General features: G+C 62.7%; 20 protein-coding genes. 14 read left to right on the plus strand and 6 right to left on the minus strand.

Translation table 11 applies throughout. The features are described from left to right. The first annotated feature begins 63 nt into the window (after positions 1-63). The gene (locus QEO92_RS02230; protein WP_037158383.1) at positions 64-693 is read left to right on the plus strand and encodes a hypothetical protein; all 630 of its coding nucleotides are present in this window, start codon (positions 64-66) and stop codon (positions 691-693) included. Positions 694-708: 15 nt separating this feature from the next. On the opposite strand, the gene QEO92_RS02235 is transcribed toward QEO92_RS02230, so the two are convergent. Next, the gene (locus tag QEO92_RS02235) at positions 709-1164 is read right to left on the minus strand and encodes a nucleoside deaminase (protein ID WP_037158381.1); all 456 of its coding nucleotides are present in this window, start codon (positions 1162-1164) and stop codon (positions 709-711) included. A gap of 151 nt (positions 1165-1315) precedes the next feature. On the opposite strand from QEO92_RS02235, the gene QEO92_RS02240 reads away from it, so the two are divergent. From QEO92_RS02240 to QEO92_RS02250, 3 genes are read left to right on the plus strand one after another with little or no spacing between them, the layout of a single operon-like run. After that, positions 1316-3280 (plus strand): pseudouridine synthase, encoded by a 1965-nt coding sequence (locus tag QEO92_RS02240; RefSeq protein WP_456152749.1) that lies wholly within the window; start codon positions 1316-1318, stop codon positions 3278-3280. Positions 3281-3286: 6 nt separating this feature from the next. Continuing rightward, complete coding sequence (gene rsmD / locus QEO92_RS02245) at positions 3287-3847, plus strand: 16S rRNA (guanine(966)-N(2))-methyltransferase RsmD (protein WP_037158380.1); 561 nt, start codon at positions 3287-3289, stop codon at positions 3845-3847. A 24-nt stretch (positions 3848-3871) separates the two neighbouring features. Continuing rightward, complete coding sequence (locus QEO92_RS02250) at positions 3872-4750, plus strand: patatin-like phospholipase family protein (RefSeq protein ID WP_227702012.1); 879 nt, start codon at positions 3872-3874, stop codon at positions 4748-4750. A gap of 5 nt (positions 4751-4755) precedes the next feature. Here the strand turns inward: QEO92_RS02250 and QEO92_RS02255 are convergent, their stop codons facing one another. After that, positions 4756-5358 carry an NAD(P)H-dependent oxidoreductase gene (locus QEO92_RS02255; RefSeq protein ID WP_227702013.1) on the minus strand — a complete coding sequence of 201 codons (603 nt, stop codon included), beginning with the start codon at positions 5356-5358 and terminating at the stop codon, positions 4756-4758. 86 nt (positions 5359-5444) lie between these two features. Between QEO92_RS02255 and QEO92_RS02260 the strand changes: the two genes are divergently transcribed. Next, positions 5445-6044: a TetR/AcrR family transcriptional regulator gene (locus tag QEO92_RS02260; protein ID WP_227702014.1), complete on the plus strand. Its 600-nt coding sequence runs from the start codon at positions 5445-5447 to the stop codon at positions 6042-6044. A gap of 40 nt (positions 6045-6084) precedes the next feature. Here QEO92_RS02260 and QEO92_RS02265 read toward each other — a convergent pair whose 3' ends face one another. Further along, positions 6085-7893, minus strand: coding sequence for a monovalent cation:proton antiporter-2 (CPA2) family protein (locus QEO92_RS02265; RefSeq protein ID WP_227702015.1), 1809 nt, complete (start codon positions 7891-7893; stop codon positions 6085-6087). Between the two features lie 112 nt (positions 7894-8005). Here QEO92_RS02265 and QEO92_RS02270 point away from each other — a divergent pair, with 112 nt between their 5' ends. From QEO92_RS02270 to lpxK, 6 genes are all read left to right on the plus strand, one after another. Next, a complete protein-coding gene (locus QEO92_RS02270) occupies positions 8006-9352 on the plus strand; it encodes a TldD/PmbA family protein (RefSeq protein ID WP_227702016.1) in 1347 nt (448 codons plus the stop codon). A 5-nt stretch (positions 9353-9357) separates the two neighbouring features. Further along, complete coding sequence (locus tag QEO92_RS02275) at positions 9358-10158, plus strand: 3'(2'),5'-bisphosphate nucleotidase CysQ (RefSeq protein WP_227702017.1); 801 nt, start codon at positions 9358-9360, stop codon at positions 10156-10158. Between the two features lie 61 nt (positions 10159-10219). After that, complete coding sequence (locus QEO92_RS02280) at positions 10220-10462, plus strand: DUF4170 domain-containing protein (RefSeq protein ID WP_037158364.1); 243 nt, start codon at positions 10220-10222, stop codon at positions 10460-10462. 184 nt (positions 10463-10646) lie between these two features. Beyond that, a complete protein-coding gene (gene waaA / locus QEO92_RS02285) occupies positions 10647-11981 on the plus strand; it encodes a lipid IV(A) 3-deoxy-D-manno-octulosonic acid transferase (protein WP_227702018.1) in 1335 nt (444 codons plus the stop codon). Next, on the plus strand, positions 11978-12709 hold the full coding sequence (locus tag QEO92_RS02290; protein WP_227702019.1) for an HAD family hydrolase: 732 nt from the start codon (positions 11978-11980) through the stop codon (positions 12707-12709). The genes waaA and QEO92_RS02290 overlap by 4 nt, the downstream gene beginning before the upstream one ends. Before the next feature lie 83 nt (positions 12710-12792). Beyond that, positions 12793-13836: a tetraacyldisaccharide 4'-kinase gene (gene lpxK / locus QEO92_RS02295; RefSeq protein WP_227702020.1), complete on the plus strand. Its 1044-nt coding sequence runs from the start codon at positions 12793-12795 to the stop codon at positions 13834-13836. Here the strand turns inward: lpxK and QEO92_RS02300 are convergent. Then, positions 13833-14066, minus strand: a complete 234-nt coding sequence (locus tag QEO92_RS02300) for a DUF2093 domain-containing protein (RefSeq protein WP_037158353.1) — start codon at positions 14064-14066, stop codon at positions 13833-13835. The genes lpxK and QEO92_RS02300 overlap by 4 nt on opposite strands. A gap of 66 nt (positions 14067-14132) precedes the next feature. Further along, positions 14133-15950 (minus strand): DNA mismatch repair endonuclease MutL, encoded by a 1818-nt coding sequence (mutL, locus tag QEO92_RS02305; RefSeq protein ID WP_227702021.1) that lies wholly within the window; start codon positions 15948-15950, stop codon positions 14133-14135. A gap of 364 nt (positions 15951-16314) precedes the next feature. On the opposite strand from mutL, the gene QEO92_RS02310 reads away from it, so the two are divergent. From QEO92_RS02310 to QEO92_RS02320, 3 genes are all read left to right on the plus strand, one after another. Continuing rightward, complete coding sequence (locus QEO92_RS02310; RefSeq protein WP_227702022.1) at positions 16315-17991, plus strand: response regulator; 1677 nt, start codon at positions 16315-16317, stop codon at positions 17989-17991. A gap of 102 nt (positions 17992-18093) precedes the next feature. Then, on the plus strand, positions 18094-19449 hold the full coding sequence (locus QEO92_RS02315) for a putative bifunctional diguanylate cyclase/phosphodiesterase (protein ID WP_227702023.1): 1356 nt from the start codon (positions 18094-18096) through the stop codon (positions 19447-19449). Between the two features lie 106 nt (positions 19450-19555). Then, the gene (locus tag QEO92_RS02320; protein ID WP_227702024.1) at positions 19556-21601 is read left to right on the plus strand and encodes an NADH:flavin oxidoreductase; all 2046 of its coding nucleotides are present in this window, start codon (positions 19556-19558) and stop codon (positions 21599-21601) included. Between the two features lie 71 nt (positions 21602-21672). Here QEO92_RS02320 and QEO92_RS02325 read toward each other — a convergent pair whose 3' ends face one another. Further along, on the minus strand, positions 21673-22269 hold the full coding sequence (locus tag QEO92_RS02325) for a PRC-barrel domain-containing protein (RefSeq protein ID WP_227702025.1): 597 nt from the start codon (positions 22267-22269) through the stop codon (positions 21673-21675). Between the last annotated feature and the right edge of the window lie 79 nt (positions 22270-22348).

A 22348-nucleotide genomic window follows, 5' to 3' on the forward strand; every position in this document is an offset into this window, starting at 1 on the left:
TCCCGCCATCTGGGGTGCAAGTAGTCTCAGGCGTCAAGGACGGGCGCCGCTGGAAGGGTTTTGATGACAACGACATCTGCGTTTCGTGTCGGCATGGGCGTGGCCGGCATCCTCGCCTCGACCTTGACCCTTTCGGGCTGCCTTGGCAGCCCCACCTACGGCACCGACAAGACTGCCCTCGAGCAGCTCACCGACGATCTTGGTTCGGCCGTTTCGATCGGTGGCAAGGAAGACGAAGCCAAGCGCAATCTGAAATACAATCCGCGTCCTTCGCTTGTCGTCGCCAAGGGGGATGCGGCTAACCTGCCGCCGCCGCAGCAATCGCTTGCCAACCGCGAGAACAATCCGAACTGGGTCGAATCTCCGGAAGAAACGCGTAAGCGACTCCGCGAAGAGGCGGATGCAAACGCGAACAATCCGAGATATCAATCTCCCCTTATCACCGGCAAGGGCCAGGGCGGTCAGTTGACCGAATCCGAAAAGTGGGAGGCCTTCCGCAAGGCCAAGCAGGACGCCGAGACCGTTGACGTCTCTGCCCGCCGCCGTTCGCTTACCGAACCGCCTGCGGAGTTCCGTTCGGCGGATACGGCCAATCTGAGCGATCTTGGCGAGCCCGAGATGCAGAAGGAAAAGCGCCGCAAGAAGGAAGCCACGGAAGCGAAGAACTCCCGCGAATGGTGGAAGCTCTTCTGATTGCCGGCATGCCGGTCAGTCCTCTCTTTTCGCGCGGAAGAAACCGGTGAGCAGGCTTGCCGCTTCGGTTTCGCCAAGTCCGGAATAGACCTCCGGCGCATGGTGGCAGGTCGGTTGGCTGAAAAAGCGAACGCCGTTGTCGACCGCGCCGCCTTTCGGGTCTTCCGCGCCGTAATAGAGACGGCGTATGCGGGCAAACGAGATTGCCGCCGCGCACATGGTGCAGGGTTCAAGCGTCACGTAGAGATCGGCACCGGCAAGCCGCTCCTGCCCGAGTGCTGCGGATGCATCGCGGATCACGGCGATCTCTGCATGGGCCGTGACATCGTTGTCGGCGCGGGTGCGGTTTCCCGACCGGGCGATGATGACGCCGTCGAGCACCAGCACGGCGCCGACCGGAACCTCGCCGCGGGCAGCGGCATCCCGGGCTTCGGCGAGCGCTGCGTCCATGAAACCATCGGTATTGGCCATTTCAGGCGATTTCCTCTTAACCCGGATCGCGCGAACTGGTAGGAAGCATCCAACCGGAAGCCCGATTTGCGGGCCTAACACCACTTAAGTCAACACGAACAAGAATGTCCGGATCATCTCCGTCAGACATCACGCTTCAGGCAAACAACAAATGAATTCCAAAGACAAGCCGAAGCGCGGCGAAGGCAGAACTTTCGTTCGCGAAACCAAACCCAGATCGGCCCCGAAGGCGGCTGCCGGCAGCAAGGCCGCCAAGGGCGCAAGGAAAAACGCCGCGCCGAAAGCCTTTTCCGAAAAACCGGTGAAGGCAGCGCGCAAGCCGGCGCCGGCCGCAACGATATCCGCCGAGGCCGAGGGCAAGCCGGAGCGCATATCCAAGCTCCTGGCGCGCGCCGGTGTTGCCTCCCGCCGCGATATAGAGCGGATGATCATGGAAGGTCGGGTGAAGCTGAACGGTGAGCTTCTCGACACGCCCGTCGTCAATGCGACGCTTAACGACAAGATCGAGGTGGATGGCGTGCCGATCCGCGGGATCGAGCGCACCCGCCTCTGGCTCTATCACAAGCCGGCCGGCCTCGTGACCACCAATTCCGATCCGGAAGGCCGCCCGACCGTTTTCGACAACCTGCCGGAAGGTCTGCCGCGGGTGCTTTCGATCGGCCGACTCGACATCAATACGGAAGGCCTGCTGCTGCTCACCAATGACGGCGGCCTGTCGCGCGTCCTGGAATTGCCGACAACGGGCTGGCTGCGCCGCTACCGCGTCCGCGCGCATGGCGAGATCGATCAGGAAGCGCTCGACAAGCTGAAAGAAGGGATCGCTGTCGACGGCGTGCTCTACGGTTCGATCGACGCGACGCTGGACCGTAGCCAAGGTCGCAATGTCTGGATCACCATGGGTCTTCGCGAAGGCAAGAACCGCGAGATCAAGAACGTTCTCGGCGCACTTGGGCTCGAGGTCAACCGCCTGATCCGTATCTCCTATGGGCCGTTCCAGCTCGGTGATCTGCCCGAGGGCCAGGTGATCGAAGTGCGTGGCCGCATGCTGCGCGACCAGCTCGGGCCGCGCCTGATCGAGGAAGCGAAGGCGAATTTCGACGCGCCGCTCTACAACGACAGGGACTCGGAAGACGACAAGCCGGTGCGCGCCGAACGGTCCGATTGGGCCGCCAAGCCGGAAAAGACGGAACGTCCGCGCGCCGGCAAGCCGGAAGACAGGCGCGAGAAGGCGCTCGGCCGGCTCGATACCAGGCGCGATGACCGCAAGTTCGCGGACAAGCCCCGCGGCGGCAAATCGTTCGGCAACCGGGATCGGGATGAAGAGGAGCGTCCGAAGAAGCGTCCTCCGCTGGGCACTAGCCGCACCGCCAATGTCTGGATGGCGCCGGGCGCCCGCCCGACCACGGACGGCAAGGCCCAAAAAACCTCTGCGCGTGCTGACGCCGAACGGCTGTTCAAGAAGCCTGCGCCCGAAAATGATCGCCGCGTCGTGGTGAACCGCGCCGACGACGACAGCGACTGGATCCGCGCCGAGGAGCCGGCCCGCCGTCCGCGCGACGAAGAGGGCGGCGATTTCGGCCGCAAGCGTTCGTTTGGCGATCGGGCCGAACGGGGAGAGCGTTCCTTTGGTGACCGTCCGAGAGGCGACCGCAGGCCGCGCGAAGAGGGTGATCGCCCAGCCCGTTCTTTCTCCGGCGAGAAGCGCTCCGAGCATCCGCGTGGTGACCGTCCCTTTGGAGACCGTCCGGCGCGTGGCGAACGGTCCTTCGATAAGCCGAGGGGCGAACGCCGGCCTCGCGAGGATGGTGATCGTCCCGCACGATCCTTCTCCCCGGGCGAGGGGCGTGCCGAACGCACTCGCTCCGAACGTCCGCGCAGCGAGCGTCCTGCCGGCGACCGGCCCTTCGGCGATAAGCCGCGCGGCGGAAAACCGGCTGGCAAATCCTTTGGCGGCAAGTCCTTCGGCGGCAAGCCAGCCGGCGCAGGTGGTTTTGCCGGGAAAGGCGCTGGCGGTCGCGGAAAGCCGGGCGGCGCGGGCAAACCTGGCGGTCGTCCGGGCGGTTCGCGTCCGGGCGGGGCAAGGTCCGGCAGCAAGCCGCGTGGGCCAAAGGGGTGACGGACAGTGCGGATCGTAGGTGGTGAGTTTCGCGGCCGGTCCCTGGCCACACCGAAAACCGATGCCATCCGGCCGACCATCGACCGGACACGCGAAAGCCTGTTCAACATCATCAGCCACGTCTATCCGGAAGCGCTGGACGGCACACGGGTGATCGATCTCTTTGCCGGCACCGGCGCGGTCGGTCTCGAAGCCGTCTCGCGAGGCTGTCGTCATGCCCTGTTTGTCGAGAACGGCGTCGAGGGGCGGGGCCTGCTCTGGGAAAACATCGACAATCTCGGTTTGCATGGCCGCTCTCGTATCCTGCGCCGCGATGCAACGAAGCTTGGCGCGATCGGCACGATGGAGCCTTTCCATTTCCTTTTCGCCGATCCGCCCTATGGTCAGGGTCTGGGCGATGCGGCCCTGCTCGCGGCCCACACGGGCGGCTGGCTGGTTCCGGGCGCCCTGGCGATCCTGGAGGAACGTGCCGACGTGAAATCTGCGGTGGATCCGGCCTTCAAACTGCTCGAAAGCCGTCTCTTCGGCGACACTCGCATGGATTTCTTCCGCTACCAGCCGATGTGAAAAGAAAGGCGTGAGAGGAAAGGAATGAACGTCAAGCTTGCGCTTCCCGATGTCGAGTCCGCGGAACGGAAAAGCGGGCTGACCTTTGCAATCGCCCTCGGCGGCGGCGGGGCACGCGGCATTTCGCATATCCAGATCATCGAGGCGCTCGACGAGCTTGGCATCCGGCCGGTAGCGATCTCCGGCTCCTCGATCGGCGCGATTATGGGAGCCGGCATGGCGTCGGGCATGAAGGGCCGCGAGATCCGCAATTTTACGCTGGAAACGATCGGCAATCGCGGAGTGCTGCTCAACAAGCTCTGGAGCCTCGGCCCGGCCACCATGCGCGACAAGCTCGGCGGTTTCCGCTTCGGCCACTTCAATCTCGAACTCATTCTGGATGCCTTCCTGCCGCCTGATGTGCCGGAGGATTTCGCCGATCTCCACATCCCGATGAAAATTTCGGCCACGGATTATTACGGCCAGGCGGAGGTGGTGCTGGAGGAGGGCGAACTGCGCACGGCGATCGCAGCCTCCGCGGCCATTCCCGGCCTTTTCATGCCGGTGCGCGTCAATGGACGGATCATGGTCGACGGCGGCGTCTTCAATCCGGTTCCCTACGAACATCTGATGGAGCTTGCCGACGTGGTGATCGGCGTCGATGTGGTCGGCGCACCGGAAGGGGACGGCACCCATGTTCCGAGCCGTATCGACAGCCTGTTCGGCGCGAGCCAGCTCACCATGCAGGCGAGTATCGCGCTCAAGCTGAAGCTCAACCCGCCGCATATTTTCCTGCGACCCTCGGTCAACCGGTTCCGGGTGCTGGATTTCCTGAGGGCCCGTGAAATCCTGGAGGAATCCGAAGGCGTGAAGGACGACTTGAAGCGCGCCATCGACGCGCTTCACGCAGCGATTGAAGCCTGAGATCGCTAGGCGGCCTGGGACATCTTCTTTCTGAAGAGATTGCAGCCAATGGTGCGCGCGGTCTGTAATCGCTGATCTTCTCCTTCCCGCTGCTCCAGCAAAAGCTCCGAAGTCACCACCCTGGCGCCGCAATAGTCGAAAATCCCATGGTCGATTTGCGTTTTCATGGCACCGAAATAACCATGCCTCGCATAGGTGCGCATGTCGGCGCCGCCGATGGCCACCAGATGGACAGGGAGCCGCTGAAGTTTTTTGACGAGTTTCAGATCGGCGCCTTCGTCATAGGCCCAGCCATTGCTGAAGACGCGGTCGATCCACCCCTTCAGCAGTCCCGGCATTGACCACCAATAGACGGGATAGACCAGTACAAGCGCATCGGCGCGATCTATTCTCGCCTGTTCGGCGATGACGTCCGCGGAAGCGGCCATCTCGCGACGATGGACCGCCAGATCGACCGCCGTAAACCGGGGATCGAAGCCTTCGGCGGCGAGGTCGGCGATCTCGAAAGAATCGGCCGGATCGCAGGTGATACCGTGTCCGATATGGGCAGCGACATTATGGGTAAGGGAACCCGGCTCGGGATGCGCAACGACGATAAGGGCATGCATGTCGGATACTCCTGATGAGCTTGCTGTGGAGGCCTGGAGGTTATATACTTTTGGTAAGTTACTTTTGGTATATAGCGAAGTCAAGCATGGAAGAGCAAACCACCCGCCGTCCACGCCAGCGCCTCACGCGCGAGGCCCGGCATCGTCAGCTTCTCGATGTGGCATGGAAAATTGCCCGAGACGAGGGGACCGATGCCTTGACCCTCGGTCGTCTGGCCGAGGGCGCGGGGGTCGCCAAGCCCGTTGTATACGATCATTTCGCCACCCGTCCGGATTTGCTGATAGCTCTCTACCAGGAGTTCGATGCGCGCCAGACAGCCGTTATGGACGCTGCATTGGAGAAGGGCGAAGCCGACTTGACCGACCGTGCCCGGGTGATCGCCTCCTCCTATGTGGACTGCGTCCTGCAGCAGGGGCGTGAAATACCGGGCGTCATCGCTGCCCTTGCCGGTTCCCCGGAGCTTGAAAAGATCAAGCGCGATTACCAGGCTGTCTTCATGGAGAAGTGCCGGGCTGTTCTTGCCCCCTTTGCAAAGGCGGGCACTATCAGGTCGGCTGGTTTGTGGAGCATGCTTGGCGCGGCAGAGGCTCTTTCCCACGCTGCTGCGACCGGTGAGATCACGCCCTCGCAGGCCAAAGAGGAACTCCTTGCAACGATCGTCTCGATGGCCGAGCGCAATAAGTAGCGCCGGCTTGCCTGGGAAGAACAGAGGCGGTCGACCTGCCCTAGCTGGTCTCCGCCACCGCCGGCTCCGAACCCATCTCGTCCATGACGGGCGCCCGCTTCGGCTTGATCAGCGGCTCCGGCCGAACCGGACTGTTGAAGAGCATCTCGCGGCCGGCACCGAGCCCCTGGACTGCCTGGATCTGCAGCCGTTCTTCATCGCGCCGGCGGATATCGTCGCCGATCTCCTCTGCCTCGTTTTCAGACATGCCGAGCGCCTCCAGCGTCCGGCGGCCGAAGAGAAGACCGGATTCCAGCGTCTCGCGCAGTTCGTATTCGATATTCCGGGCCCGAAGCGACAAGGAGTGAATACGGTCGTAAGAGCGCACGAAGAGGCGCACGTCAGGGAATTCCGAGCGGATCAGGTCGACGATCCGGTCGGTCGTCTCGCGCTTCTGGGTGGTGACCGCGACGACTTTTGCCCGCTCTATGCCCGAGGCGATCAGCACGTCGCGGCGCGTGCCGTCGCCGAAATAGATCCGGAAGCCGAACGATGCCGCCTGACGGATGCGGTCGGCGGAGTCGTCGATGACGGTGACCTCGCGACCGCCGGCAAGAAGGATCTGCGCGGCGATCTGGCCGAGACGCGAGAAGCCGATCATCAGCACGTCGGCGCCTGCTCCGTCGAAATCCTCCTCCAGTTCCTCGCGCGTTTCACCGCTGAGGAAACGCTTGGAAAGTGCCGCGCCGAGCGGCGTGAACGCCATGGAGAGGGTTACGATGGCAATGAGCAGCGAAGCGGTCGCGGAGGAGAGGAGGCCCGCGGCGGTCGCCGTCGTGAAGAGCACGAAACCGAATTCACCACCCTGCGGCAGCAGGAAGGCGATCCTGACGGCATCGTTGTGCGACGATCCCCAGAGGCGGCACAGCCCGTAGACGATCAACGACTTGACGGCCATGAAGATCGGCACCGCCGGCAGGATGAAGAGGATGTTATCCAGGATGACGTGGACTTCGAGCGACAGGCCGACCGCCATGAAGAAGAGCGCCAGCAGCAGGCCGCGGAATGGTTCGATATCCGCTTCCAGCTCATGTCTGTAGGAGGATTCGGCAAGCATCACGCCGGAGAGGAAGGCTCCCATCGCCATGGAAAGGCCGGCAGCCTGCATGGCCGTGGCTGATCCGAGCACGACGAGGAGTGCGGCGGCGATCATCACCTCCCTCGCCCCCGTGCGGGCGATCACCTGGAACATCGGAGTGAGCAGATAGCGGCCGGCAAGCACCATCGCGCCGACGGCGGCAACGGCCACGGCGAAATCGACGAGTGGCGTTGCTTCCGCTTCCGTGGTCCCAGGGGCCAGAATCGTGATCAGCGCCAGAAGCGGTACGATGGCGAGATCCTGGAAAAGCAGCACGGAGAACGACCGCTGGCCGTAGCGGCTGTTCATGTCGCCTTCGTCGTTCAGGATCTGCAATGCGAAGGCGGTCGAGGAGAGCGCCAGGCCGAAACCGATGATGAGGCTGCCGCGCCAGTCTGCCATGTTGGTGAAATAGGCAAGCATCATCAGCACGAGGCCGGTCAGCACCACCTGCGCCGGACCGAGTCCGAAAACGTCGCCGCGCATTTGCCAGAGCCGCGAGGGCTTCAGTTCCAGCCCGATGATGAACAGCAGGAAGACGACACCGAACTCGGAGAAGTGCAACACTTCTTCAGCATCGATAATCTGCTGCAGCACCGGTCCGATGACCACGCCCGCAGCGAGATAACCGAGTACCGTACCCAGTCCGAGCTTTTTGAACAGCGGTGCAGCGAGGACCGCTCCAGCCAGAAGCAGAAGAATTTGGGAAAGCAGGGAGCCGGGTGCGGTCATGCGGGACACTTTCGGAGTTCGGCAGGCATTGGTCCTCTCAAGAATCGGCGAGTCGCCCTTGATGCTTCTGACAGTGCACAATAAATGGGACGAGAATGAAAGGCTTGCAATCATGACCTCCCAAATCGATTCCGCCGCTCTGCTTTCCCGCGCCAGCGAACTCATCGATCTAGCCAGGGCCGCGGGGGCGGATCAGGCGGATGCGGTGGTCGTGCGCTCCCGCTCCCGCTCCGTCAGTGCCCGGCTGGGCAAGGTGGAGGGAACGGAAGCCTCCGAAAGCGATGATTTTTCGCTTCGCGTCTTCATTGGCAAAAGGGTTGCCAGTGTTTCGGCCAATCCCGGCTTCGACATGAAGACGCTCGCCGAGCGCGCCGTCGCGATGGCGAAGGTGTCGCCCGAAGACCCCTTCGCCTGCCTGGCGGACGAGAAGGACCTTGCGAAATCCTACCCCGATCTCGATCTTTTCGACAGCACGGATGTTCCGACCGAGGCATTGCGGGAGGCGGCGCTCGAAATGGAGCAGGCGGCGCTCGACGTTCCGGGCGTCACCAATTCCTCCGGTGCTGGAGCCTCCGCAGGCATGGGCGGTCTCGTGCTTGTCACCTCGCACGGCTTTTCCGGCAGCTACATGGCGAGCCGCTTCGGTCGATCCGTCAGCGTGATCGCCGGCGAGGGCACGAAGATGGAGCGCGACTACGATTTCGACGCCCGCCTCTATGCCGCCGATCTCGATCATCCGAAGCTGATCGGTCGCCGCGCCGGCGAGCGAGTGGTCAAGCGCGTCAATCCCCGCCAGGTGGAAACCGGCAGCAATATTACCGTTGTCTTCGATCCGCGTATCGCCCGTGGTTTCGTCGGCCATATCGCAGGCGCCATCAACGGCGCGTCCGTGGCGCGCAAGACGAGTTTCCTGCGCGACAGGATGGGCCAGCAGGTGCTGAAGGCTGGACTAAACATCACCGATGATCCGCTCGTCGTCCGGGGCGCCTCCTCGCGTCCTTTCGACGGGGAGGGCGTGATGGGCGAGCGCATGGTGATGATCGAGGACGGCGTGCTCAAACATTGGTTCCTGTCGACCTCGACGGCCCGCGAGCTCGGACTTGCGACCAACGGCCGTGGTGTGCGGGGCGGCACGGCGGTGACGCCCGCCTCGACCAACCTCGCGCTGGAACCCGGTGACATTTCTCCCGAGGACCTGATCAGGTCGGTCGGCACCGGTTTTTACGTGACGGAACTGATCGGCCAAGGCGTCAACATGATCACCGGCGAATACAGCCGCGGCGCGACCGGCTTCTGGATCGAGAACGGTGAGCTCTCCTATGCCGTTTCGGAAGTGACGATCGCCTCCAATCTCAAGGACATGTTCATGCGGATCACGCCGGCAAACGATATCGACCGCAAGTTCGGCGTGGCTTCCCCGACGCTCGCCATCGAGGGCATGACGCTGGCGGGGCGGTGATCCCGATGAGCGCTGCTGAGCATTGGCAGGAAGACCTCGACCTCATCCTCCATGCGGCGCGGCAGGCCGGCGAGGTCGCACATGGCTTCTTCGGCCAGGCGCCTGAGGTCTGGTGGAAGAACGAGGGCAGGTCTCCGGTCAGTACCGCGGATTTCGCCGCCAATGACCGTCTCGAAAGCCTGCTTCGGAAAGCACGGCCGGATTACGGCTGGCTGTCCGAGGAGACGGATGACGACGTCGCCCGTCTGTCCTGCGAGACGCTCTTCGTTGTCGATCCGATCGACGGCACGCGCGCCTTCATCAATGGTGATAAGACCTGGTGCGTCTCGGTTGCCGTCGTCCATCGCGGCCAGCCGGTTGCGGGCGTATTGGTCGCGCCGGCGCTGAACGAGGAATTCTCCGCGGTCAAGGACGGCCCGGCGCTCAAGAACGATGATCCGATCACCGTCAGCGTCGGGCACGCCGATAACAAGCTGGTGATCGCGGCGGACGAGGGCCTCGTCAAGAAATTCGATCCGGCCTTCCGCGAGATGGTGCATCGCGTGGGGCACATCCCGTCGCTGGCCTATCGGCTGGCCATGGTGGCGGATGGCCGGATCGACGGCACGATCGTCAAGCGCAATTCCCACGATTGGGACCTCGCCGCAGCCGATCTGATCGTCGAACGTGCCGGCGGGCGCCTTGTCGATCTTGACGGCAGACGGCTTGTCTACAACCGGAGCGATGTCCGCCACGAAATGCTGGTTGCCGGTGCCGAAGGGGCGGTTCGTGATCTGCTGCCGAAGGTTGCCGGCGGAGCGGGTTGACGTTTCTTCGAGAATGCCGCAGAGGAGGGGCCGGGGAGGCTGGAATGAACGGATATCGACAATGACGGAAACGGGCGAAAACAAACAACTTCTGCATCTGGTCTTCGGCGGCGAGCTCAAGAACCTTGAAGGCGTGGAATTCAAGGATCTTTCGAAGCTCGATATCGTTGGCATCTACCCCGATTATGCAAGCGCGCTTACCGCATGGCGGGCGAAGGCGCAGCAGACGGTCGATAATGCCGAAATGCGCTATTTCATCGTTCATATGCACCGGTTGCTGGACCCCGGCGTCAAGCCTGTCTGAGGTAAGCCGCACTCTCTGAGGATTGGCTCCGGGCCGCATCCGAATACAAGTCCTCCGCCTGACGACGCCCCTGCGAGGACCCTATTTTGACGCATTTGTAAAACACAAGAAATTGGGCTACGGATTACGAAATAAGAGGGGTTGTCATATTGACGGCGGTCACGATCGATCGGGTGCAGGTACTATGAGCAGCGGCTTGGCGCGCACGGCTCTTTTCAGCTATCGGCTGGCTGGTATCGTGCTCTATCCGCTGGTCGGCCCCTATCTCAGCTACCGCGCCATCAAGGGCAAGGAAGACCGCAGCCGCCGGCTGGAGCGGCTGGGTTATGCGAGCCTTCCCCGTCCGCGGGGGCCGCTCGTCTGGATGCACGCCGCAAGTGTGGGAGAGACGATCGCCATCATGCCGCTGATCCGCGAGCTGCGGCGCCGCGAAATCCATATCCTGCTCACCACCGGCACCGTGACTTCCGCCAACCTCGTCCAGTCGCGCCTTGCCGACGAGGTCATCCATCAATACGTGCCGCTCGACGTGAAATTTCCGATCAAGCGCTTCGTCGCCTACTGGAAGCCGGATGCCTGCATCACGGCGGAATCCGAAATCTGGCCGACGACGGTCTCTGAACTCGCCCGCCGCTATATCCCCCAGATCCGCGTCAACGCCCGCATCTCCGACCGTTCCTTCGACCGCTGGCGCAACTATGGCTCGATTGCCGAGACGCTGTTCGAAAAGATGGCTCTGGTCGTGGCTCAGTCTGACCTCGATGCGGAACGATTCCGCGACCTCGGTGCCTGGCCGGTCATCGTTTCCGGCAACCTGAAGAGCGATACGGATCCGCCCCCTTGCGACGAGACCCTGCTGGCCCGTTATCGCAAGGAGATCGGTGACCGCCAGACCTGGGCGGCGATCTCCACCTTCGATGGCGAGGAGCAGGCGGTTGCGACCGTCCATCGTGCGCTGAAGGCGAAGAATGGCCAGTTGACCATTCTCGTGCCGCGCCATCCCGATCGCGCCGATGCGATCGAAACCATGCTGAAAGAGGCGGGGCTGACTGTCGCGCGTCGTTCGCGCAACGATCCGCTGACGCCGGAGACCGATATTTTCCTCGGCGATTCCATCGGCGAGATGGGGCTTTACCTGCAGCTCACCGAAATCGCCTTCGTCGGCAAGTCGCTTGCCGCGGCTGAGGGCGGCCAGAATCCGCTGGAGCCGGCCATGCTGGGCTGCGCGGTGCTTTCCGGTCCGCATATCCAGAATTTCCGCGACGCCTACCAGCACCTCGTGCGCAAGGGCGGAGCCCGTATCGTCCGGGATGTCGAAATGCTGGCCAAGGCCGTTCATTATCTGATGATCAACGACCTCGCCCGCCGCAAGATGGTCGATTCGGGCTATGACGCAATGGAAGAGATGCGCGGCGCCCTTTCGAAGACGGTCAAGGCATTGGAACCCTACATCAATCCGCTGACAGTGAGTGCCCGGCTACAGCCGAAAGCAGCAACGGCTGCCGCCGCCGTCCGATGAACACCGGAAAGTTCAGAGGGATCGCCGGCATCCTGTTCGACAAGGACGGGACGCTGTTGCGTTACGATGAAAGCTGGGGGCCGGTAAACCGTGAGGCTGCCCGCATCGCATCCGCCGGCAATGCCGAACTCGAACCGCAGCTTCTGTTCTCCGGCGGCATGGATCCCGTCTCCGGCCATACGCGGCCGGACAGCCTGCTTGCCGCCGGCAATGCGGCCGAGATCGCCGCAGGTTTCGTCTCTGCCGGTTCGCCCTTCGATGTTGCGGAACTGACCAAGTTACTCGATGATTTGTTTATCCGTTCGGCCGAATTTTCGGTGCCGGTCACCGATCTTGCGAGCCTCTTCTCCCGGTTGAAGGCGCGGGGTTACAAGCTGGGGGTCGCCTCGAGCGACAACGAGAAGGCGATCCACCAGACCGCCATCCGTTTCGGCTTTATCGAGCATCTGGATTTCATTGCCGGTTACGATAGCGGCCATGGCGTGAAGCCGGAGCCCGGCATGCTGCTTGGCTTCTGCCATTCGGTCGGCCTCGATCCCGCCCGCGTCGCCATGGTCGGCGACAACAATCACGACATGCACATGGGCAAGCAGGCCGGCGTCGGCCTCAACGTTGCGGTCATGACGGGCACCGGTTCCCGCGAGACGCTGTCGGCGACCGCCGACATCTGCCTCGACGACATCACTGCATTGGAGGCGCTTCTGCCCGACCAGGCAGGAGCGCTCTAACCTCCGCCGGGGCTTGCCTTTTCAGGGAAATTCCCATCTTCTTCGCGGCTGTTTCAGGACGGATCATCCGGAGAGCTTAGCGCATGGTAACGGAAGCACCGCCATTCTGGTGGACGAAAGCGGATTGGCGTGCCTGGGGCCTTTCCCCCTTTTCTTTCCTTTATGGCCGGATCGCCGGGCGCCGCATGGCGCGCGCGCGCCGCGCCAGCGTGCCGGTGCCGGTGCTCTGTGTCGGCAATTTCACTGTCGGCGGTGCGGGCAAGACGCCGACCGCGATTGCGCTTGCCCGTGCGGCAAGGGAAAAGGGGCTGAAACCCGGGTTCCTGAGCCGTGGTTATGGCGGTTCGCTTGATGTGACGACCGTGGTCGATCCCGCTCACCACAGGGCCGAAGCGGTCGGTGACGAAGCGCTGCTCCTGTGCCGCGAGGCGCTGACCGTCATTTCCCGCACCCGCGTCGACGGTGCCCGCAAGCTGGTCGAGGAAGGCGTCGACCTGATCATCATGGACGATGGCTTCCAGAGCGCCCGCCTGGCGCTCGATTTCGCGCTCGTCGTCATCGACACGGTGCGCGGCATCGGCAACGGCCATCTCGTGCCGGGCGGGCCGGTGAGGGCGCCGATCGCCGAACAGATGCGCCAGCTCTCGGCGATCCTCAAGGTCGGGACCGGAGAGGCGGCCGACAAGCTGGTGCGCCAGGCGGCGCGCGCCGGCAAGCAGGTCTATGTTGCGGTGTTGAAGCCGCGAGAGGTCCCGGAGATCGCCGACAGGCGGCTGCTTGCTTTCGCCGGCATTGCCGACCCCGAGAAGTTCTACCGTACGGTCAAGCAGATCGGCGGACAGATCGTGATCGAGCGGGCTTTCCCGGATCACCATTATTTCAGCGAGGACGAGATCGCCGACCTCTTGGATGATGCCGCGAAGGAGAACCTGACGCTCGTCACGACCGCCAAGGACGCGGTACGGCTTGCCGGCCACCACGGCCGCATGGAGGAGTTGGCTCAGAAGGCGAAAGTGGTCGAGGTCGACATGACCTTCGACGATCCGCAGGCGCCGGGCAAGATGATCGATACGGCGATCGCCAATTTCCGTGAGCGGCGGTTGAGGGAAAATTCAGCGAAAGCCTAGGCGCGGCTCTGGTTCGGCAGGGCGCCGGCGCGTTTTTCAGCTTCGAGCGAGGCTGCGCAATCGGCATATGGCTCCTGCCGCGCGACGCTCCAATAACGCAGCTCGTCGATCGGGATCTGCGCCCCTGTCATGGCACATACGACATAGGAGCCTGCGGCGAGAATCTGGTAATCGCCGTCAAGATACCGGATTTTGGCCTCGCGATAGCCGCTGCCTTCGAACCGGTTCATCTGTCGTCTCCTGCGGAAAAACATATGCCTGCTCTATCCTGATAGGGCTCCGATTGCCAGCGGTTTTCAACTCCGGCCGAATAGCCGTTCGATGTCGGAGAGCTTGAGTTCGATATAGGTCGGCCGACCATGGTTGCAGGTGCCTGAGCCCGGCGTCGCCTCCATCTCCCTGAGGAGTGCGTTCATCTCCTCCGGCTTCAACCGGCGGCCGGAACGGACCGAACCGTGGCAGGCCATGGTGGCGGCGACATATTCGAGCTTGCCGCGCAAGCCGCCGGCCGTGTTCCATTCGGCTATCTCGTCGGCGAGATCGCGCACCAGTGATGCCGCATCGACTTCGCCGAGCATGGCGGGCGTTTCGCGCACGGCCACCGCGCCGGGACCGAAGCGCTCGATGACAAGCCCCAGCCGGTCGAGTTCTTGCCCGTGCGCCACCAGCCGGTCGCAGTCCTCTTCGGGCAGGTCGATGATCTCGGGGATCAGCAGGACCTGGCTCGCCAGTCGCTTGCTGTCCAGCGCCTTGCGCATCGCCTCGAAGACGAGCCGTTCGTGCGCGGCATGCTGGTCGACGATAACGAGCCCGTCCTCCGTCTGCGCGACGATATAGTTCTCGTGAAGCTGGGCGCGGGCGGCCCCGAGACGATGGCGCGGCGCACCCTCCGCAGCGGCAGGCGTGGCCACGGGTTCGGCAATGAACGCGTCGGTGCGCGCAGCCGGCATAGTCAGCACATCGAAGCCCGACTGCACCTGCTCGGAAAAGTCGTTGGCCGGTTGCGGATGAAGCGGTCGGTAGGGTGAGGCTGCTGCCGCCCAGGACGTGCGCGGAGCCGGCTGCACGGATGAAAAGCCGGGGCGAAACGCGCGCATCATGCCCGACGCGCCGGTCGTCGCCGCGCGGTCGCCTTCCCGCACGAGCGCCTCGCGGATAGCGCCGACGATGAGGCCACGCACCAGTCCGGGATCGCGGAACCGCACATCCGCCTTGGCCGGATGCACGTTGACGTCCACCAGCGCCGGATCGAGCGTGATCGACAGCACCGCGACGGGATAGCGACCGGACGGTACGCTTTCCGCATAAGCGCCGCGGATTGCCGAAAGAATCAGCTTGTCTTGCACCGGCCTGCCGTTGACGAAGGCATACTGATGCGCAGAGTTGCCGCGATGGAAGGTCGGCACGCCGGCGAAACCGGAAAGTGCCACATCCTCGCGTACCGCATCGATCTCGATCGCGTTGTTGCGAAACTCGGCTCCCAATACCTGCGCCATGCGGGCGAGGTGGTCATCGCCGGTCGCGGGGAATTCCAGGGTGGAACGGTCTGAACCGGAAAGCACGAAGCGGATATTCGGAAACGCAATCGCCATGCGTTTGACGATTTCGGTGATGGCGCCGGCTTCCGCTCTTTCCGTCTTCAGGAATTTCAGGCGGGCGGGAGTGGCGAAAAATATGTCGCGCACCTCCACCACCGTGCCGGGATTTGCGGGCGCCGGCTTGACGCCGGAATTCTTGCCTCCGACGACCGCGACCTGCGAGCCGGCTGCGTCACCGGCCCTCCGACTGGTGATCGTGAGCTTGGCGACCGAACCGATCGAGGGCAGCGCTTCGCCCCGGAAGCCGAGCGTGCGGATGTCGTCGAGCGTTTCGGAAATCTTCGACGTGCAGTGCCGCCGGACAGCCAGATCGAGATCGGCAGCATCCATGCCGGAGCCGTTGTCGGTGATGCGGATGAGACTCTTGCCGCCGCCGGCGGTAGCGATCTCGATGCGGGTTGCACCCGCATCGATGGCGTTTTCGATCAGTTCCTTCGCAGCGCTGGCAGGTCTTTCGATGACCTCGCCGGCAGCAATCTGATTGATCAGCGTCTCGGGCAGTTGTTTGACGGACATGGGATCATTGTCCGGGATTCGGGTGAGGAAGAAAAGGCCTCGATGGACACGTTCAACCGATTTGAGGACAGGTTCGCACAAGTGCACGAGTGTTCATTAATCCGGCCTTAAGACAAGACCGATATTTGTGTTGACATTGAATTGGATGAAACCCGGGGGAGTGCCAGCTCCCCGCGTGTGATCAGGGTGACGGCCGGCTGGGCACCGTCATGCGAGACCGGATCACTCGTTGAGGACTTGGAGCCAGCATGTTTTCCGACCCCGCACGACTGAAACTAGAAGGAATAACGCCGAAAGGCGACCAAGCGGCATAACGGCCGGTCTCTGAACCGAGTCCGAAAAAGCATACGGGGAGTTCCATCCTATGAATGATTTGGCGTCGGCAGACGCGAACATTCAGACTGCCTTGCTCGAAGTGATTTCCGAGGGCGTCTCGGGCGGCCTGCTTGTCTACGACAAGAACGACCAGATCGTTTTCGCCAGCCAGCATTTGCTCAGCCTCCTGCCGGTTCCCAAGGGATTTCTTGCACCCGGCACGCGCCTCAGGGATTTCCTCGGCGCGGTTTACGATAGCGGCGGACGCTTCGTTGCCGACAGTACCAGCCCTCGCCGCATGCTCAGCCGCGAGGACTGGGTTGCCGAACAGATCGCCACCCTCTGGAAGGAGCGCGCCGACACGCTTGAGCGCCGCGGGACTGACCGCTGGCTGAGTTTCACCAAGCGTCGACTGCCCTCCGGCTATGGCGTTTCCGTGATCAGGGATGTCTCGGACTATAAGAAGCGCGAGGAGCAATGGCGGGCAGACATGGAGCGGGTGCAGATCACCGAGGAAGTGCTCGACCATCTGCCGTTCCCGATCACGGTGAAGGACAGAAATTCCACCTTCGTCGCCGTCAACAAGGCTGCCAGCCGGTTCCTCGGTTTGCCGGTCGAAGCCGTCCTGGGGCACAAGGGATCGGATATCCATTCCGCCAAACTGGAAAAACGCCTTGATGGCATCAACCGGCAACTCTTCGATACCGGGGAACCGGTCCAACTTGCCGACCGCGTGACACGGCCGGATGGACCGGACGCGATCATCATCGCCAACAAATATCGCATCGGCAAACCTGGCCGCTACTACATCGTTACAGCCATGGAAGACATCACGGCGCTCGTCGGAACAGGTGACGATGGTCGTGAGCCCGTCCTGAGCAAGGACCGGCTTCAGGTGATGGAAGCTGCTTTCGGTCGCCACGAGCGCGATATGCCTACCGACCCGGCGCGGGACATCGCCGAGGTCGCCGGCCGCAAGGTTCTGATGGTTTCGGCGGACGCCCAGGTGGAGGCCGAAGCATCGAACATTCTTGCCACGCTTCGGCTCGATACATCGTCGGTTTCGACTGCTGCGGAACTCCGGCTCTTCCTGAAATTCGTAAAAGACTCCCGCATCCGCATGGATCTCATCGTCATTGACGTGGCGAGCGACGCCGAATGCATGGAGATTGCCAGGCAGCATGACATTCCGACCCTTGCGGTCAACGGTCTGGAGATGATGCAGGAACTGGCGTCCAACGTCGTTCATCTGCTCCAGCAAAAGCCCGCGGAAGCTGCGGAGAATATGCCGGAGGAGGACTGGCAAATCGACACGGGGGTGAACGCCGATGGCCCTGTCATCGACATCCTTGTCGCCGAAGACAATGAGGTGAACCAGATCGTTTTCTCGCAGATCCTCGAAGGTTTCGGTTATCGATATGCGATCGCCGCCGATGGGGAAGAGGCGGTCCGTATGTGGCGGGAACTTTCGCCGCGGCTGATCCTGATGGACGTCACGCTTCCGAAACTGAATGGTTTCGAGGCGAGCGCCCGAATCCGTTCGCTCGAAACCATCGATGGTTCCATCCCGATCATTGGCGTGCTTGCCCACCCGTTCGATCGCGATCGGGACGAGTGTTTCGCCGCCGGTATGAACGACGTGATCCTGAAGCCGATCAGCCCCGAGGCGCTGGAAGCTGTGTTCCAGGCCTATCTCGATATTCCGGTGAAGCGGTCATATGCTTAACCGATTAATCAAACTTTTGGCGTAAGCTAGGCCCGGGCCATGATTTTTTAATCTTTTTCCCTCATCCTGTCTTCGTTCTTGTGAAGCGTAACGGGATTATTCATGAAGTCGGCGGGACACCCATTGCCGCAGGTCAGCCAGAATGAGCTGCAGGCGATGGCTTACAGCGACCCTCTGACGGGTCTCGGAAACCGCTACCGCCTCCGCGATAAGGTTCGCCTCCTGGCAGCCGAGCGCGCTCAGGATCCCGCGCCCTTCACCATTTGCATCGCCAATCTCGATGGGTTCAAGCCCATCAACGATCTTTTCGGCGCCGAGGCGGGCGACGAGATCCTCTGTCAGGTCGCCCATCGGCTGAAGGCTTGCATTCCTGACGGCGCGACTGTTACCCGCCACGAGGGCGATGAGTTCGCATTCGTCCTGCCGCTGGTATTCGAGCGGAACGGGGCCGAACGGATCGGCCAGATGATCAAGGACGTGCTTTCCGCCCCCTACGATCTCGGTGACCGCAACGTGCGTCTCTCCGCCTCGTTCGGTTTTGCGATCTATCCCTTTGCCGGGGAGGATTTCGAGGAACTGCTGAAGAGCGCCGAGACCGCGCTTTACCGTTCCAAGCGTCGCGGCCGCGGCCAGATCACCGTCTATTCCCGCGAGATCGCCCAGGAGATGAAGCGGGCGACGCAGCTTGAACAGGCGCTGCGCAATGCCGTCATTGCCGATGCGGTCGATGTGCATTTCCAGCCGATCGTGCGCATCAAGGACGGTGCCGTCGTCGGTTTCGAGGCGCTGGCCCGCTGGATCGATGCCGATCTGGGCTTCGTCTCGCCGGCGATCTTCGTGCCGCTCGCCGAGGAACGGGGTTTTATTGATGCGCTTTCTGAAACGTTGCTGCGCAAGGCTGCGGAGGCCGCGCTCTCGTGGCCGCGCGAACTTTTCCTGTCCTTCAACCTCTCTTCCGCCCAGTTGATGGACCCCGGCACGACCGAGACCATCCTCTCGACTCTGGCTCGTGTCGGCCTTGATCCCTACCGGCTGGAACTGGAGATCACCGAAACCGCGGTGATGACGTCCGCTGACACGGCGCAGCGCATCATCACCGAGCTCAGAAAGCAGGGCGTGCGCATCGCGCTCGACGACTTCGGCACCGGCCAGTCAAGTCTCGGCCGCCTGCGCGATTTCACTTTCGACAAGGTGAAGATCGACCGTGCCTTCGTCTCGCGCATCACCACCGACCGCGCTTCCGAACATATCGTCAAGGCGATCATCGCCATGTGCGAGGGCCTGGATCTGGAAGTGGTGGCTGAAGGCATCGAGGAAAAGGCCGATGCCGATAAGCTCAAGGAACTCGGCTGCGGCATGGGCCAGGGATACTACTACGGCAGACCCGCTGACAGCACCGCGACGCTGCGCTATCTCCAGGACCACTATCGCGATTTCGTGACGATCGAACGGAGCTGAGTTCCCTCAAGACGACGCTCTTCGGACAGAACGCGCCGCGCACGGTTCTCGCGATGTAGGCGGCCTTGGGCGATGATGGCCCATCGCCTCAACGCCCGGGAAGCCGATGTCGACCTCCAACGATCCCCTTCTGCAGCCGTTTCAGCTCAAGCACCTGACGCTGAAGAACCGCATCATGTCGACCGCGCATGAGCCGGCCTATTCCGAGGGCGGCCTGCCGAAGGACCGCTACCGGCTCTACCATGTGGAAAAGGCCAAGGGCGGCATTGCGCTCACCATGACGGCCGGGTCGGCCGTGGTCTCCGCCGACAGTCCGCCCGCCTTCGGCAATCTGCATGCCTATCGCGATGAGATCGTGCCGTGGCTGAAACGCCTGGCCGACGACTGTCATGAGCATGGTGCGGCGGTGATGATCCAGCTCACCCATCTCGGCCGCCGCACCGGCTGGAACAAGGGCGACTGGCTGCCGGTGCTGGCGCCGTCGCCGGTCCGCGAGCCGGCGCACCGCGCCTTTCCCAAGGAGGCGGAGGACTGGGATGTCGAGCGCATCGTCGCCGATTATGCCGACGCGGCGCAGCGTATGCAGGCAGCCGGGCTCGACGGCATCGAATTCGAGGCCTACGGCCATCTGATGGACCAGTTCTGGTCGCCGGCCACCAACCGCCGCGAGGACGAATTCGGCGGTTCGCTGGAGAACCGCCTGCGTTTCACCACGATGGTGATCGACGCAGTGCGCAAGGCCGTCGGCACGGATTTCATCGTCGGCATCCGCATGGTTGCCGACGAGGACTGGAACAAGGGACTGTCGCGGGAGGAGGGCATCGGGATTGCCCGTCACCTGGCGGGTTCCGGCAAGATCGACTTCCTGAATATCATCCGCGGCCATATCGATCACGATGCCCCTTTGAACGAGGTGATCCCGATCCAGGGCATGCGGTCCGCGCCGCACCTGGATTTCGCCGGAGAGGTGCGGGAGGCGACGAGATTTCCGGTCTTTCATGCGGCCCGCATCGCGGATGTGGCGACCGCCCGCCATGCGGTTGCGACCGGAAAACTCGACATGGTCGGCATGACCCGGGCCCATATCGCCGATCCGCATATTGCGGAAAAGGTGCTGCGAGGCGAGGAAGCACGCATCCGCCCCTGCGTCGGCGCCACCTACTGTCTTGATCGCATCTATGAGGGGGGCGAGGCGCTTTGCATCCACAACGCTGCGACGGGCCGCGAAGGGGACATGCCACATGTCATTTTCAAAGCGGACGTTATTCGTAGGGCTGTGGTTGTCGGCGCCGGGCCTGCGGGGCTTGAGGCGGCTCGAGTTCTTGCCGAGCGCGGCCATCGCGTGACGATCTTGGAGGCGGCGGGCGAAGCCGGCGGGCAGGTCAATCTTCTCGTCCGCAATCCGCGCCGCAGGGAAATGATCGGCATCATCGACTGGCGGCTTGCCGAACTGGAACGGATCGGCGTTGAGATTCATTACGATGTCTACGCCGAACCGGAAGACGTGCTGGCTCTCGATCCGGATTTGGTCGTGGTTGCGACCGGCGGTGTGGCGCAGATGCCCGAGGTGGAAAGCGGTGATGAACTTCTGACGTCGAGCTGGGATATCCTGGCGGGGGCGGTGAAACCGACTGGTCCGGTCCTGCTGTTCGACGATAACGGCGGTCATCCGGGCATGAGTGCGGCGGAAGTGATCGCGGAAACGGGCGCGGAGCTGGAGGTCGTGTCCCCCGAGCGCTTCTTCGCTCCGGAAATGGGCGGCATGAACCATGTGCCTTATGCCAGAGCCTTCGCGGAGAAGAAGGTGCGTGTCACCATCAATACGCGGCTGAAATCGGTTCGACGCGACGGCAATGCGCTGGTGGCCGTCCTGGGATCGGATTTTTCGACCAAAACAGAGCAGGAGCGGCGGGTGGCGCAGGTCGTGGTGGAACACGGAACGGCCGCCAATGCCGAACTCTACCTGGCGCTGAAGCCGATGTCGAAAAACCTGGGTGCGGTGGACTACCGTGCGCTGATCGCCCGCAAGCCGCCCTTGCCGATGAAGCAGCCAGATAGCCGCTTCGATCTCATCCGTATTGGCGATGCCGTTGCCAGCCGCAACATTCATGCGGCGATATACGACGCCTTGCGTTTCTGCTCGCTCTTGTAAAACAGAGGGGGCGGCACTGCCGCGTGCCGCCCCTTTTTCTGAATTGGCGACGTGTCGCCCGTTCCGGACTTTTATTGCTTCGGAGGGGCGCCGCCACCTGCAGGCATCTGTGTGCCGGTCGATGAAGTGGTCGTCCGATCCGTTTCGGCCTGCTGGTCCGCCAGCGTCTTGAACTCCGGAGCCGCCTTCAGGGCTTCGGCCGTCTCGGTCGTTGTCAGGCGCACTTCATTGTTGTCCTCGGCATCCCGGGTCATGGTGATCTTGTCCATCGGAACGGCGACATCCTTTTCGCCGATGCCGAGGAAACCACCGACGCCGACCACGGCTGCAACGATACCGCCGTTTTCTTCCATGATCAGGTCGTTGACGTCGCCGATGCTCTTGTCTTCGGCATTATAGATCGGCTTGCCGATGTAATCATTGGCACTGACCTGGGTTTCACTCTGCTCCGTCAAATACCCGCCGGAAGAGGCAGCCATATCGGAGCCGGTATTCGGTGCAGGAGTTGCCGCGCTGTCAGCCGGCTTGGCAGCCGGATCGGATGGAGCGGCAGGCGTAGCCGGAGCTGGAGATGCCGGAGGAGTCGGCTGGGTCTGGGCGAATGCCGGCGCAATGGCTGTAGATGCCAGGAGAATTGCGGCCGCCATCGTGCTAAGGGTCTTCTTCATAACGATCCTACCTTCCTCTGCTAGGGTTCCTTTTTGAACACGCGGTTTCCCTCGAGAAGGGGGTTCCTTGCCCGCGTCA

Source organism: Neorhizobium petrolearium, assembly GCF_029854435.1.
In the GTDB taxonomy this organism is placed as follows: domain Bacteria; phylum Pseudomonadota; class Alphaproteobacteria; order Rhizobiales; family Rhizobiaceae; genus Neorhizobium; species Neorhizobium petrolearium.